This is a genomic window from Mesorhizobium sp. LjRoot246 (genome assembly GCF_964254115.1).
In the GTDB taxonomy this organism is placed as follows: Bacteria; Pseudomonadota; Alphaproteobacteria; order Rhizobiales; family Rhizobiaceae; genus Mesorhizobium.
In genome coordinates, this window is record NZ_CAXUSN020000001.1 from 3,228,173 (window position 1) to 3,241,894 (window position 13,722).

Here is a 13,722-nt window from a genome sequence, read left to right on the forward strand (position 1 = left end):
AGACCGAAACAAGAGGGATCTGTAACGAATGGCCCAACTCAATGAGCGCCAGCTCGATCCCGCCGTAGCTCTTGCCTCGCTCGACGCGACCGCGCCTCGCGAGCCACACCGGCTGTTTGCGCTCAAGCAGGGCGACTGCTTTGCGGTCGCCGATGCCTATGGCGACATACGCGGAGCCGGCGACGGTTTCTTCCGCGACGACACACGGGTGCTCTCCGAATTTCGGCTGACCGTCGGCGGCAGGCAGACATCGTTGCTGGGCGCCTCGCTCAGTCAAGACAATGTGCTGTTCACCGCCAACCTGACCAATCTGCCGATACTGAGTGCCAGCGGTCGCGACATTCCACAGGGTGCCATACATGTCGAGCGCGTCCGACTGCTCTGGCAGGACAGGCTGTTCGAACGCATCACCCTTTCCAACTACAGCCGGGAAACCTCGACAATCGGCGTTTCCCTGCACTTTGCCGCCGATTTCCGCGACATGTTCGAAGTGCGCGGCTCGACGCGACTGAAGCGCGGATTGGCCCACGTGGCCGAGATGGATGCAACATCCGTGCTGCTGCGCTACGACGGGTTGGACGGGCTGGTGCGCACATCGGCGATATCGTTCTCGCAGGCGCCGGATCAACTGACGGCAGACCGCGCGGATTTCCTGATCGCCGTAACCAAGCGCAGCAGCAACGTGCTGTATGTCGAGATCGGCCCCGAAATGGCGGAGGCGCCCGATCGCGACCGTTTCCGCGCTGCTGCCGCCCGAGCCCGCTTCGGCATGCGCGCCAAGCGCCGCCATGGCGCGACGGTGCACAGTTCGGGGCGCGTCTTCAACGACTGGGTCGAGCGAGCCCGCGCCGATGTCGCGCTGCTGACCACCGAGCTTGCGACCGGACCCTATCCCTATGCCGGCATTCCCTGGTTCTCGACGGCGTTCGGCCGTGACGGCGTCATCTCGGCGCTGCAAATGCTGTGGCTCAATCCGGGCCTGGCCCGGGGCGTCCTGGCCTTCCTGGCCCAGCATCAGGCGACGGAAACCTCGCCGTTCAGCGATTCGCAGCCGGGCAAGATCATGCACGAGACGCGCAAGGGCGAGATGGCGGCGCTGCGGGAGCTCCCGTTCGGCCGCTATTATGGAGGCGTCGATACGACGCCGCTCTACATCCATCTCGCCTGTGCCTATGCCGATCGCACCGGCGACATGGCGTTCATCGACAGCCTGTGGCCGTCGCTGTGCGCCGCGGCCGAATGGACGGAGGAGGCGGGCCGCGAGACGGGATTCGTGACCTACCAGCGGGCTGCCGAGTCCGGGCTCGCCAACCAGGGATGGAAGGACAGTTTCGATTCCGTCTTTCATGCCGATGGCCGCATCCCCAAGGGTCCGATCGCGCTGGTCGAAGTGCAAGGCTATGTCTTTGCCGCTTTCCGGGGGCTGGCGGCACTTGCCCGTCGCCGCGGCGAGGACGACAGGGCCGATCACTGGGAGGACCGCGCCGAGGCCATGCGGGTGGCAGTGGAACGCGATTTCTGGCTCGAGGATCTCGGCTTCTATGCCTTGGCGATCGACGGAGCCGGCGAGCCCTGCAAGGTGCGGACCTCGAATGCGGGGCATCTGCTCTTTGTCGGACTGCCTGAGTTGGTGCGGGCGCAGAGGGTCGCCGATCAGCTTCTTTCCGCCTCTTTCCACTCCGGCTGGGGGCTGAGGACGCTTGCCGACGATGCCGTGTTCTTCAACCCGATGTCGTACCACAATGGCTCGATCTGGCCGCATGACACGGCCATGTGCGGTGCCGGCCTGGCGCGCTATGGCGAGCGCGAAAGCGTGGTCCGCCTGATGAGCGGCACGTTCGAATCCGCGGTCCATTTCAACATGCGGTTGCCCGAACTGTTCTGTGGTTTTACCCGCGCGCCGGGCGAAGCACCGATCGCCTATCCCGTCGCATGCCTGCCGCAGGCGTGGTCGGCGGGCTCCTCCTTCATGCTCATGCAGGCCTGCCTTGGCCTGGAGATCGACGGCTGGGAAGGCGAAATCCGCGTTACCCGCCCCAGGCTGCCGATCGGAATCGACACACTCACGCTTCGGCACCTGGGCGTCGGCGAAAGAGTGGTCGATCTCACCTTCCAGCGGGTCGGCGATCGGGTCGTCGCTTTCCTCGCCGACCGCCATGAGGGGTTGGTGCCGCTCGTGGTCAGAACATGATTCGAACAAAATTGGCGGAACCGATCCCGGCTTTGTGCGTTGCAAAAATACAGGTCCGGACGGCGACCATGTCGCCGGTGGACAGTTTCAAATCGGAAACACGAACAAAACGGCCGCCGAACGGCCGGAGGTGAGTTGACATTCCAATGACAAATTATGGTGCGGGCCTGCTCTGGGTTCTGATCCTCGCGAGCCTCGGTTTTTCCGCTTTTGCCGTTTTCTTCTCCATATCGCGGCAGCGCCGCAGTAACCCCCCGGCGGTCGCGCATACGGCGGGTGAAGACGTGGCCGCGGAAGCGGCGCGCAAGGTGATACGGGAGTTCGAAAAGAACGGCCAATCGGCTGATGCGGCGCTGGTGACATGGTCGCCCGAAACATTGCGCAAGATCCTGGCCGACGACCTGCCGGAGGCGCAGGTCATCGTGGTGTCCAACCGCGAACCCTATATCCACAACGTCAGGGATGACGGAGGCGTCGAATTGCTGGTTCCGGCCAGCGGGCTGGTGTCGGCGCTCGAGCCGATCACCCGCGCCTGTGGCGGCACCTGGATCGCCTATGGCGGTGGAACCGCAGACCGTCTCACGGTCGACGACAACGACCGCGTGCAGGTGCCGCCCGGCAATCCGTCCTACACGCTGCGCCGGGTCTGGCTGACGGAGGAAGAGCATCAGGGCTACTATCTCGGCTTCGCCAATGAGGGCCTCTGGCCGCTTTGCCACATCGCCTTCACCCGGCCGATTTTTCGCGCGTCGGATTGGGAAGCCTATCAAGCGGTCAACCGGAAGTTCGCCGATACGGTGGTGGCCGAGGCGCGCAACGAACGGCCGATCGTGCTGGTCCAGGACTACCACTTCGCGTTGCTGCCGCGCATGATCCGCGAGCGGCTGCCGGAGGCGATCGTCATCACCTTCTGGCACATCCCATGGCCGAACTCGGAAGTGTACAGCATCTGCCCATGGCGCGAACGCATCCTCGAAGGGCTGCTCGGCAGCTCGATCATCGGTTTCCACACGCAGTTCCACGCCAACAATTTCACCGAAAGCGTCGATCGTTTCCTGGAGAGCCGCATCGAGCGGGCCGATGCCGCCATCTCCTATGGCGGGCAGACGACGCTGGTGCATGCCTACCCCATCTCGATAGAATGGCCGGCGGATCTTCTGGCAAAATTGCCTGATGCCGATGACTGCCGTGCCCGCCTGCGCGACAGGTTCGGACTGAAAGCGGATGCGAAGCTGGCGGTGGGCGTCGAGCGTCTCGACTACACCAAGGGCATTCTGGACCGTTTTCACGCGCTGGACGAATTGTTCAAGCGATACCCTGAATGGATCGGAAAACTGGTCTTCCTGCAGATCGCGGCCCCCAGCCGCGGCACGCTCCCGGCCTACAGACTGCTTCACGACGAATGCCACCGTTATGCCGAAGAGCTCAACCAACGTTATGGCAGCGAGGGCTACAAACCGGTGATCATGGTGGCCGAACATCACTCGCAGGAACAGGTCTATGAGATCTATCGCGCCGCCGATATATGCATGGTCACCAGCCTGCATGACGGCATGAACCTGGTCGCAAAGGAATTCGTCGCGGCGCGCGATGACGAACAGGGCGTCTTGATGCTCAGCACATTCGCCGGTGCCTCGCGCGAATTGCTGGAGGCGCTGATCGTCAACCCCTACGACGCCGCCATGATGAGCGAAGCGCTGCTGCAGGCGCTGACCATGACTTCAGACGAACAGCGCGAGCGCATGCGGCCCATGCGCGAGATGGTCCGCAACAACAATGTCTATCGCTGGGCCGGCAGCATGCTTCTGGACGCGGCGCGCCTGCGTAAGCGCGGCGATCTCGATCGGGTAACCGGTGTCGGTGACCGGCCGCCCGGCATCGACAATGTCGTATTCATGTTCGAACGCAAACGGGTGGCAATGTGATGAGCGAGACCCTGCAAAAGATGATCAGCGAGAGCCTGCAAAAGCCGCCGGCCGTCATGCCGAAACCGCAGACTGTGCTGACCGGCGATTGGGCTCTGTTCCTCGACATCGACGGCACCTTGCTGGAACATGCGGAACACCCGGACGCCGTCTCGGTCAGCGACGAGCTTCGCTCCTTGCTGCAAAGCCTGGATCGCAAGTTGAACGGGGCGTTGGCCTTCATCACAGGCCGGTCCGTCGCGGCCGTGGATCACCTGTTTCAGCCTTTGAAACTGCGTGCGGCCGGGCTCTATGGCCTGGAGCACAGGCTGCTGCCGGACGATGAGGTCGAAATCGCAGATGAGCCGGCGGACATTGCGGCGCTTGCCGACGAGATCGAGGCCGAGCTCGGTCGTGGGGCCTATATCGAGCGCAAAGGCCGGGTGCTGGCCATCCACACGCGCGCTGCCCCGCATCTGCTTCCGCGCGCGACGCAGCTTGTCGAGCGGGCGCTGGCCAGCCTGCCAAAGGGCTACAGGGTGGTTGCCGGCAATGCCGGTGTGGAACTGCTGCCGCTCGAGGCCGCCAAGGGCGCGGCGATCCGGCGGTTCATGGACATCGCGCCATTCACAGGCCGCCGCCCGGTCTTCCTGGGCGATGACACCTCGGACGAAAACGGCTTCGAAACCGTCAATAATGCCGGCGGCATATCGATACGGGTCAAACCACCGGCGCAAACCACCGCGCAGTACGGGCTGGCCGGCGTTGCCGAGACGCTGGCTTGGCTGAGAGGTCAACTTTAGCCGGGGCGATCACCCATCCTGGAACAGGATTTCGGCAAGGAAAGGAATGGCTTCGATGGGACGCTTTGCACAATTGGTTCGAGAGATCACGCCGAGTTGGCTTCACTCTCGCTCCTCGCGCCATGTGGTCGATGGCATTTCACCGTCCGACGCAGATTTCAGCTGGCAAGAGGCGATCGACAACAAGATGTATGGGGCGGACACGTCCGACTATTCCTATGTTCCGGAAAAGCCTGTTTCAGGCGCGACAAAACCGGCTAGCGACAGGCCTATGGGCGAGAACGACCGCGTTCCAAAGAAAGCCAATTGAGGGTCCTGTCGACACCCGATGGTTGCTGTCTCTACGCCGCAAATCGCAGGCCGCCGTCGCAGGTCAGCACTTGGCCGGTCATGAAGCCGTTGCAGACGAGAAAGGCGATAGCGTCGGCGACGTCTTCGGCCCGACCGACACGGCCGACCGGGGTCTTGCCGGCATAATCGGCAAACAGCGCCTGCCTCTGCTCCTCGGCCAGAAAATCCCACCAGGGCGTGTCGATGACGCCGGGCGCCACGACATTGACGCGCAAGGGCTTCAGTTCCATCGCCAGGATCGGCACCACGGTCAGCAGCATGCCGTTAATCGCCGCGATACCGGCGATGCCGGGGACGGCTAGCTGGGCCGAGACCGCCGAGATGAAGGTCGCCGATCCGCTCTTTTTGAGTGTCGGCAGGGCCGCCTGCAGGCAGGCCAGCTGCGGCCTTACCTTCTCGTCGACGCCACTGCCAATGTCGGTCAGGTCAAGCGTTGGGAAGGGGCCAAGACCCTTGCCGCCACTGGCCGCCAGCACCAGATGATCGAAGGGGCCGAGGCGCTCGAAGAACCGGCTGACCTCATCCGGCTTGCCGGCATCGAAAGCCGCTTTGTCGGCGGCGCCGCCGAGGCTCTTCCATGCGTTCTTCAGCTTGTCCTCGTCGCGCCCGGTGATGGTCACCTTCATGCCCGGACCAAGCAGTTTTCGCGCCGTCGCCAGGCCGATGCCGGACGAGCCGCCGATGATGACGGCGTGTTCGATTGCCTTGGTCATGAATGTTCTTCCTTCGATGCAGCCAGACCGACGAGGTCAAGGCTCAGGTTTCGCAACTGTTGTCTTGCCTTGGCGTCATAGGCCTGGGCATCGGCGCGGGATTCCCGCAGGCCGTCGAAATAGAGGCCGCTTCTCCCGTCGAGCGCGGGCGATGTCGCGAGGTTGAGAATGGCATCGGCGCCGGTCTCGACCGAACTCCATGGGGTTACACCGGCCTGCCGGACCATGGTGGTGTTCATGTAGCTGGCCGGGTGCAGCGCGTTGACGGTGACGCCGGTGCCTTTCAATTGCTCGGCAAGGGCGATGGTGAACAGGATCTGCGCCAGCTTGCTCTGGCAGTAGGCGCGCACGCCATCATAGGCGCGGGTCAGCATGACATCGCCGAAGTCGATCGCTTGTTGCCCGGCCGAGGCGACGTTGACGATGCGCGCCGGTGTGCTCGCCTTCAGCAACGGAAGAAGTTCGTTGGTGAGCAGAAAACCGGCGAGATAATTGACGGCAAAACGCAGTTCGTAGCCATCGGCGCTGACTTGCCGTTGGGCGCCTTGGCCCGCCGTGCCGATGCCGGCATTGTTGATGAGGATGTCGAGCCGGTCCGTCCTGGCGCGTACGGCCTCGGCGAGGCGGCGCACTTCGGCCAGAGAGGAAAGGTCGGCGACCAGAAGCTCGGCCTTGCCGCCGGCGGCTTCGATCTCGGTGACAACAGCCTTGCCGCGCGTCGCATCGCGGCCATGCACCAGCACACGGGCGCCGGCGGCGCCGAGCCGTTGCGCGACGACGCGGCCAACGCCGTCGGTCGAGCCGGTGATGAGGATCGTCTTGTCTTTGAGTTCCACGTTCAGAGCCTCCATTCTGTTGCTCTGAACGGAAGATGCGGCAGTTGGCGCGAGCCAAACAGTTCAAACTTTATCCTGGTATCAATACTGCTATAATAGGCGCATGGAGTCCCAACCCCACTCGGCCCCCACACACTCCGCTGAAGACAGCCGTCGGCGCGAACTCGGCGCCTTCCTGCGCTCGCGCCGCGAGCGGCTGACGCCCTCGGCAACCGGCATCGCGGCTGGCCTCAGGCGGCGTACGCCGGGCTTGCGCCGCGAGGAAGTGGCGATGATCGCCGGTGTCGGCACGACCTGGTACACATGGCTGGAGCAGGGGCGGGAAGTCAGGCCCTCGGTCGAGGTGCTGACGGCGCTTGCCGAAGCGCTGCGCCTCGACGCCGCCGAAAAACAGCATTTGTTCATCCTGGCCGGACGGCAGCAGCCCGAGCGTCGCGCCGTGGCGCCGGAAAAGGTCGACGGCCCGTTGCTGCACATGCTGCAAAGCCTGGTGCTGCAGCCGGCCTATGTGATTGGCCGGCGCTGGGACGTGCTGGCCTGGAATCCGGCGGCGGTGGCGGTGTTCGGCGACTATGGTTTGCTGGAGGGTGATAGCCGCAACATCGTCCACATGGTGTTCACCAATCCGCACCACCGGCGCCTGCTGGTCGACTGGGAGGAATTGGCGCGCACCGTGCTGGCCTCGTTCCGGGCCGCGAGCGCCCGCTATGTCGGCGATCCGGATTTCGAGCGGCTGATCGAGTTGATGACCCGCTCGAGCCCGGAGTTTCGCAACTGGTGGCCGCAGCGCGACGTCGCGCATCGATTGTCGGGGGTGAAGCATGTCCGGCACCCGAGCGCGGGCGCCATGACCTTCGAGCATATGAGCCTGTCGATCGGCGACGGCTCGGACATGAAGCTGATCGTCTACACGCCGCTCGCCGAGCAGAACTCGGTCACCAAGCTGCAGACATTGCTGGACGCACTGCCGGCAGAGCGGCGCAGCGCCTGAAGCGTCAGGTCTTCGGCTTCAGCCCATCAAGAAACAGTTGTTCCAGGAAGCGGGCCGCATCCTCGAAGCGGCCGTCGCCGCCGCGGTTCGGCCCGAGCACGGCGCGGACCTGGACGTCGAAATCGGCATAGTGCTGCGTTGTCGCCCAGATCGAGAAGATCAGGTGCCACGGGTCGGTCTTGGCGATCTTGCCGGCGCGCATCCAGCCCTTGATGACGGCGGCCTTCTCGTCGACCAGCGTCTTCAACTCGCCGGCCAGCAGCGGCATGATGCGTGGCGCGCCTTGCAGGATCTCATTGGCGAACAGCCGGCTCTCGCGGGGAAAGTCGCGCGCCATCTCCAGTTTGCGCCTGATATAGCTGCGCAATTCGGTCAAGGGATCGCCAATGTCGTCCAGTTCGCGCAGCGGCGCCAGCCAGGTGTCGAGCAGGCGCTGTATCAGCGTCTCGTGGATGTCTTCCTTACGGCGGAAATAATAGAGCAGGTTGGGCTTCGACATGCCGGCGGCTTCGGCGATCTGGTCGATGGTCGAGCCGCGAAAGCCGTGGGTGGAGAAGACCTCGAGCGCCGCCTCCAGAATGAGTTCGCGCTTTTCCTGCTGGATGCGGGTGCGGCGAGGGGCGTCCGTGCCGATGGTCACCGTTGCAAGCCCTCGCGTTGAGGGTCATCTGGACCAATTCTCTGGACCAGTTTTTCCCTAGCCTGTGGAACGCACTTCAGGTGCCGCATTTCCGCTAGTAATCCCTTGACCGCCGACAGGGCGGTGCTAACGTTTGTCCAATCGGTCAAAAATTTGCGTAGCATGAAAACGCGGCAAAGACCAAGCGTTGGGCGCACCGAAACAGGTTACAAGGGGAAGTCTTGGTCATGTCCAACCGGCTGAAAGTCACGCCGAACGATCTCAGCGCATTCTGGATGCCGTTCACGGCAAACCGGCAGTTCAAGCAGGCGCCGCGCATGATGGTGTCCGCCAAGGATATGCACTACACCACTAGCGACGGCCGCAAGGTGCTCGACGGCACCGCCGGCCTGTGGTGCGTCAATGCCGGCCACTGCCGGCCGAAGATCACCGAGGCGATCCAGCATCAGGCCGCCGAGCTCGACTACGCGCCCGCCTTCCAGATGGGCCATCCGATCGTGTTCGAACTGGCCAACCGCCTGGTCGACCTAGCGCCCAAGGGCATGGACCACGTCTTCTTCACCAATTCCGGTTCGGAATCGGTCGAGACCGCGCTCAAGATGGCCATCGCCTATCATCGCGTCAGGGGCGAGGGCTCGCGCACCCGCCTGATTGGTCGCGAGCGCGGCTATCACGGCGTCAATTTCGGCGGCATTTCGGTCGGCGGCATCGTCACCAACCGCAAGATGTTCGGCACGCTGCTCGGCGGCGTCGACCACATGCCGCACACGCATCTGCCGGAAAAGAACGCCTTCACCAAGGGCGTGCCGGAGTATGGCGCCGAACTCGCCAACGAGTTGGAGCGCATCGTCGCGCTGCATGACGCCTCGACCATCGCCGCCGTCATCGTCGAGCCGGTTGCCGGCTCCACCGGGGTCATCCTGCCGCCGAAGGGCTATCTCGAGAAACTGCGCGAGATCTGCACCAAGCACGGCATCCTGTTGATCTTCGATGAGGTCATCACCGGTTTCGGCCGTCTCGGCACACCGTTCGCCGCCGACTATTTCGGCGTCACGCCCGACATCATGACCACTGCCAAGGGCGTCTCCAACGGCGTCATCCCGATGGGTGCGGTGTTCGTCAAGAAGGAGATCCACGACGCCTTCATGACCGGCCCCGAGCACATGATCGAGTTCTTCCACGGCTACACCTATTCGGGCAACCCGATCGCCTGTGCGGCTGCACTCGGCACGCTCGACACCTACAAGGAAGAGGGTCTTTTGACCCGCGGCGAGGAGCTGGCGCCGTACTGGGAAGACGCGCTGCATTCGCTGAAGGGCGAGCCGAACGTCATCGACATCAGGAACATCGGCCTGATCGGCGCGATCGAGCTGGCGCCGATCGCCGGCCAGCCGACCAAGCGTGCCTTCTCGGCCTTCGTCAAGGCGTTCGAGCGCGGCGCGCTGATCCGCACCACCGGCGACATCATCGCGCTGTCGCCGCCGCTGATCATCACCAAGGGCCAGATCAACGAATTGATCGACCATGTGCGCGAAGTGCTGAGGTCGATAGACTAGATCTGCTTTGCCTGGACGGGTGGCGGCGGGAACCGCCGCCCGACCAGAATATGAAATGGAAGGACTTTGAATGGCCGCACCCGGCGAGAATCTGCGAATCAATTCAGACCGTTTGTGGGATTCCATCATGGAGATGGCGAAGATCGGCCCCGGCGTCGCCGGCGGCAACAATCGCCAGACCGTGACCGACGAGGACGGCGAGGGGCGGCATCTGTTCAAGCGCTGGTGCGATGCGGCAGGGCTCGAAATGGGTGTCGACGAGATGGGCACGATGTTCGCGCGCCGCGAAGGCACCGATCCCAGCCTGCCGCCGGTCTATGTCGGCAGCCATCTTGATACGCAGCCGACCGGCGGCAAATATGACGGCGTGCTTGGCGTGCTGGGCGGGCTCGAAGTGGTGCGCTCGCTCAACGATCTCGGCATCAAGACCAAACATCCGATCGTCGTCACCAACTGGACGAACGAGGAGGGCGCGCGCTTCGCTCCGGCGATGATGGCGTCCGGCGTGTTCGCCGGCGTGCTCGACCAGGCCGATGTCTATGGGCATGTCGACAAGCAGGGCAAGAAATTCGGCGAGGAGCTGGAGCGCATAGGCTGGAAGGGCACCGAGAAGGTCGGCGAGCGCAAGATCCACGCCTTTTTCGAACTGCATATCGAGCAGGGACCTATCCTCGAGGACGAAGGCATCGACATCGGTGTCGTTACCCACGGCCAGGGCCTGAAATGGCTGCAGGTGACGCTGACCGGCAAGGAAGCGCATACCGGCTCGACGCCGATGCCCAAGCGCCGCAATGCCGGGCTCGGCATGGCGCGGGTGATCGAACTGGTGCATGAGATCGCCATGGACTACCAGCCCGACGCCGTCGGCGCGGTCGGTCACATGGAGGTGTTTCCCAATTCGCGCAACATCATCGCCGGCCGCACTGTCTTCACCATCGACATCCGCTCGCCGGAAAAGGAAGTGCTGGACGCCATGGACGGCCGCATCCGCGAAGGCATCGACACGGTCTGCGAGGCGCTCGACATCCGGTACGAGATCGAGCAGGTCGGCGCTTTCGATCCGGTGACCTTCGACGCCGGCTGCGTCAAGGCGATCCGTGATGCCGCCGAACGGCTCGGCTATTCCCACCGCAACATCGTCTCCGGCGCCGGTCACGACGCCTGCTGGATCAACCGCGTCGCGCCCACCGCCATGGTGATGTGCCCCTGCGTCGACGGCCTGAGCCACAACGAGGCCGAGGAGATCACCAAGGAATGGGCCTCGGCGGGTGCCGATGTTTTGTTCCACGCGGTGGTGGAGACGGCTGTCATCGTCGAGTGAATTTAGAAATCTACCTTCCAAACGACGCTCACCAAGAAGCGCGAAGAGAACAAGGGAACAAGAAAATGACCAAAGTCATCAAGAACGGCACCATCGTCACCGCCGACCGCACGTGGAAGGCCGATGTGCTGTTCAGCCACGGCAAGATCGTCGCCATCGGTTCGGGCCTGCATGGCGACCACGAGTTCGACGCCACCGGCTGCTATGTCATGCCGGGCGGCATCGATCCGCACACCCATCTCGAAATGCCGTTCATGGGCACCTATTCGGCCGACGATTTCGAGTCCGGCACCCGCGCAGCCTTGTCCGGGGGTACCACCATGGTGGTCGATTTCTGCCTGCCGGCGCCGCAGCAGTCGCTGCTCGAAGCCTTGCAGATGTGGGACAACAAGACCTCGAAGGCGTCCTGCGATTATTCCTTCCACATGGCGATCACCTGGTGGGGCAAGCAGGTGTTCGACGAGATGGCCACCGTCGTCGACAAGGGCATCACCTCGTTCAAGCATTTCATGGCCTACAAGGGCGCGCTGATGGTCGACGACGACGAGATGTATGCGTCATTCCAGCGCTGCGCCGATCTTGGCGCGCTGCCGCTGGTGCATGCCGAGAATGGCGATGTGGTTGCGGCGCTCTCGCAGAAGCTGCTGGCCGCCGGCAACAATGGCCCCGAGGGGCACGCCTATTCGCGGCCGCCGGAGGTGGAAGGCGAGGCGACCAACCGCGCCATCATGATCGCCGACATGGCAGGCGTGCCGCTCTATGTCGTGCACGTCTCTTGCGAGCAGAGCCACGAGGCGATCCGCCGGGCGCGGCAGAAGGGCATGCGGGTGTTCGGCGAGCCGCTGATCCAGCATCTGACTCTGGATGAGAGCGAATATTTCGACAAGGACTGGGACCATGCGGCGCGCCGCGTGATGAGCCCGCCCTTCCGCAACAAATTGCACCAGGATTCGCTTTGGGCCGGCCTGCAGGCGGGCTCGCTGCAGGTGGTGGCGACCGACCATTGCGCCTTCACCACCAAGCAGAAGCGCAACGGCGTCGGCGATTTCACCAAGATCCCGAACGGCACCGGCGGGCTTGAAGACCGCATGCCGGTGCTGTGGACCAAGGGCGTCAACACCGGCCGCCTGACGATGAACGAGTTCGTCGCGGTGACCTCGACCAACATCGCCAAGATCCTCAACATGTATCCGAAGAAAGGCGCCATCGTCGAAGGCGCCGACGCCGACATCGTTGTCTGGGATCCCAGCGCCAAGAAGAAGATCACTTCGAAGAAGCAGCAGTCGGTCATCGACTACAACGTCTTCGAGGGTTTCGAGGTGACCGGCCTGCCGCGCTTCGTGTTTTCGCGTGGCGAACTGTCGATCCAGGAGGCCGAAATCAGGGCCAAGCCCGGCCATGGCGAGTTTGTCGGCCGCGAGCCGAATGCGGCGGTCAACCGAGCGCTGTCGACGTGGAAGGAAATCTCCGCACCGCGCAAGGTGGAACGCACCGGCATCCCGGCGACCGGGGTCTGAGGTGCGGCGCGGGGGACTTCTTTTCACGGCAGCTTTGGTTCTGGCCGCCAGCCAAGTGTCGGCGGCCGGCATCGACCTTGCCAAACCTTATGGCAACAAATCCGGCTGCATCAACAAGAACGGCCAGGAAGTCTACGCCGAGGACATGCTGCTTCTGACCAACACCGATTTCGTCACCGCCACCAGTGCCTGTACCTTCACCGGCAAACACAATGAGGCGGACGGTTCTCTGACGGTCAAGGCAGAGTGCGAAGCTGAAGGCGAGGAGGGCAAGTCGCCCGCCACCTTCACCATCAAGCACAGCATCAAGAACGCCAAGAAACTGGTGATCGCGGATGAGGACGGCACCGTCTATGGGGAAGTGTCTCGGTGCCGATGATTGCCGAACTCGGCGGGCAGCGCAAACCTCAAGCAATTGACCGATGGGCGCCTGGCCCCGCGAAGTCAGCTTCAAGCGACCAGCGCATCCAGTTCCGGCAGCAGGACGACGCTTTCCTGTTCGTTGGGATCGGTGCGGGCAATGACGGCCGAAGACGGGGCGTCGCTCAGATTGGCCGGCAGATGCGGTACGCCGGCGGGAATGTAGAAGAGGTCGCCGGCCTTGACGACGATATGATGCTCGAGCCGGTCGCCGTACCAGGTGTGGACCTCGCCGGAGAGCACATAGATCGCCGTCTCGTGGCTTTCGTGCATATGCGCCTTGGCGCGGGCGCCGGGCGGCATGGTGAGCATGTGCATGCAGATGCCGGAGGCGCCGACGGTTTCGGCGGCGATGCCGGCGAAATAGGTCAATCCCTGCTTGCCTTCATAAGTGCTTTCAGGGCGGATAAGATGACAAGTGGGTTTGGGCGACATCGGGGAAACTCCGGGCGTCGATCGAGTGGGACAAGACCAATGGG

General features: G+C 63.5%; 13 protein-coding genes. 9 read left to right on the forward strand and 4 right to left on the reverse strand.

The genetic code is table 11. From position 1 onward, the window contains the following. The first annotated feature begins 28 nt into the window (after positions 1 to 28). The 4 genes from ACSQ3L_RS15585 (at position 29) to ACSQ3L_RS15600 (ending at position 5,208) form a co-directional block, all read left to right on the forward strand. Positions 29 to 2,191, forward strand: a complete 2,163-nt coding sequence (locus tag ACSQ3L_RS15585; RefSeq protein WP_436160760.1) for an amylo-alpha-1,6-glucosidase — start codon at positions 29 to 31, stop codon at positions 2,189 to 2,191. A gap of 146 nt (positions 2,192 to 2,337) precedes the next feature. Then, entirely contained in the window at positions 2,338 to 4,116 is a 1,779-nt protein-coding gene (locus ACSQ3L_RS15590) for an alpha,alpha-trehalose-phosphate synthase (UDP-forming) (protein ID WP_436160761.1), read from the forward strand. Between the two features lie 56 nt (positions 4,117 to 4,172). Further along, positions 4,173 to 4,898 carry a trehalose-phosphatase gene (otsB, locus tag ACSQ3L_RS15595; protein WP_436163454.1) on the forward strand — a complete coding sequence of 242 codons (726 nt, stop codon included), beginning with the start codon at positions 4,173 to 4,175 and terminating at the stop codon, positions 4,896 to 4,898. Between the two features lie 55 nt (positions 4,899 to 4,953). Next, entirely contained in the window at positions 4,954 to 5,208 is a 255-nt protein-coding gene (locus tag ACSQ3L_RS15600; RefSeq protein WP_436160762.1) for a hypothetical protein, read from the forward strand. 31 nt (positions 5,209 to 5,239) lie between these two features. Here ACSQ3L_RS15600 and ACSQ3L_RS15605 read toward each other — a convergent pair whose 3' ends face one another. Beyond that, positions 5,240 to 5,962 carry an SDR family oxidoreductase gene (locus ACSQ3L_RS15605; RefSeq protein WP_436160763.1) on the reverse strand — a complete coding sequence of 241 codons (723 nt, stop codon included), beginning with the start codon at positions 5,960 to 5,962 and terminating at the stop codon, positions 5,240 to 5,242. Then, on the reverse strand, positions 5,959 to 6,798 hold the full coding sequence (locus ACSQ3L_RS15610; RefSeq protein ID WP_436160764.1) for an SDR family oxidoreductase: 840 nt from the start codon (positions 6,796 to 6,798) through the stop codon (positions 5,959 to 5,961). Before ACSQ3L_RS15610 ends, ACSQ3L_RS15605 begins: the two co-directional genes overlap by 4 nt. Before the next feature lie 103 nt (positions 6,799 to 6,901). Here ACSQ3L_RS15610 and ACSQ3L_RS15615 point away from each other — a divergent pair, with 103 nt between their 5' ends. Continuing rightward, on the forward strand, positions 6,902 to 7,789 hold the full coding sequence (locus ACSQ3L_RS15615; RefSeq protein WP_436160765.1) for a helix-turn-helix transcriptional regulator: 888 nt from the start codon (positions 6,902 to 6,904) through the stop codon (positions 7,787 to 7,789). Positions 7,790 to 7,793: 4 nt separating this feature from the next. Here ACSQ3L_RS15615 and ACSQ3L_RS15620 read toward each other — a convergent pair whose 3' ends face one another. Next, positions 7,794 to 8,429, reverse strand: coding sequence for a TetR family transcriptional regulator C-terminal domain-containing protein (locus tag ACSQ3L_RS15620; RefSeq protein WP_436160766.1), 636 nt, complete (start codon positions 8,427 to 8,429; stop codon positions 7,794 to 7,796). A gap of 227 nt (positions 8,430 to 8,656) precedes the next feature. Between ACSQ3L_RS15620 and ACSQ3L_RS15625 the strand changes: the two genes are divergently transcribed. From ACSQ3L_RS15625 to ACSQ3L_RS15640, 4 genes are all read left to right on the forward strand, one after another. Next, positions 8,657 to 9,985 (forward strand): aspartate aminotransferase family protein, encoded by a 1,329-nt coding sequence (locus tag ACSQ3L_RS15625; protein WP_436160767.1) that lies wholly within the window; start codon positions 8,657 to 8,659, stop codon positions 9,983 to 9,985. Between the two features lie 70 nt (positions 9,986 to 10,055). Next, positions 10,056 to 11,306, forward strand: coding sequence for a Zn-dependent hydrolase (locus tag ACSQ3L_RS15630; protein WP_436160768.1), 1,251 nt, complete (start codon positions 10,056 to 10,058; stop codon positions 11,304 to 11,306). 65 nt (positions 11,307 to 11,371) lie between these two features. Continuing rightward, positions 11,372 to 12,823, forward strand: coding sequence for a dihydropyrimidinase (gene hydA / locus ACSQ3L_RS15635; protein ID WP_436160769.1), 1,452 nt, complete (start codon positions 11,372 to 11,374; stop codon positions 12,821 to 12,823). Between the two features lies 1 nt (position 12,824). Then, positions 12,825 to 13,202, forward strand: coding sequence for a hypothetical protein (locus ACSQ3L_RS15640; RefSeq protein WP_436160770.1), 378 nt, complete (start codon positions 12,825 to 12,827; stop codon positions 13,200 to 13,202). A 71-nt stretch (positions 13,203 to 13,273) separates the two neighbouring features. Here ACSQ3L_RS15640 and ACSQ3L_RS15645 read toward each other — a convergent pair whose 3' ends face one another. Further along, positions 13,274 to 13,678, reverse strand: a complete 405-nt coding sequence (locus tag ACSQ3L_RS15645) for a cupin domain-containing protein (RefSeq protein WP_436160771.1) — start codon at positions 13,676 to 13,678, stop codon at positions 13,274 to 13,276. Between the last annotated feature and the right edge of the window lie 44 nt (positions 13,679 to 13,722).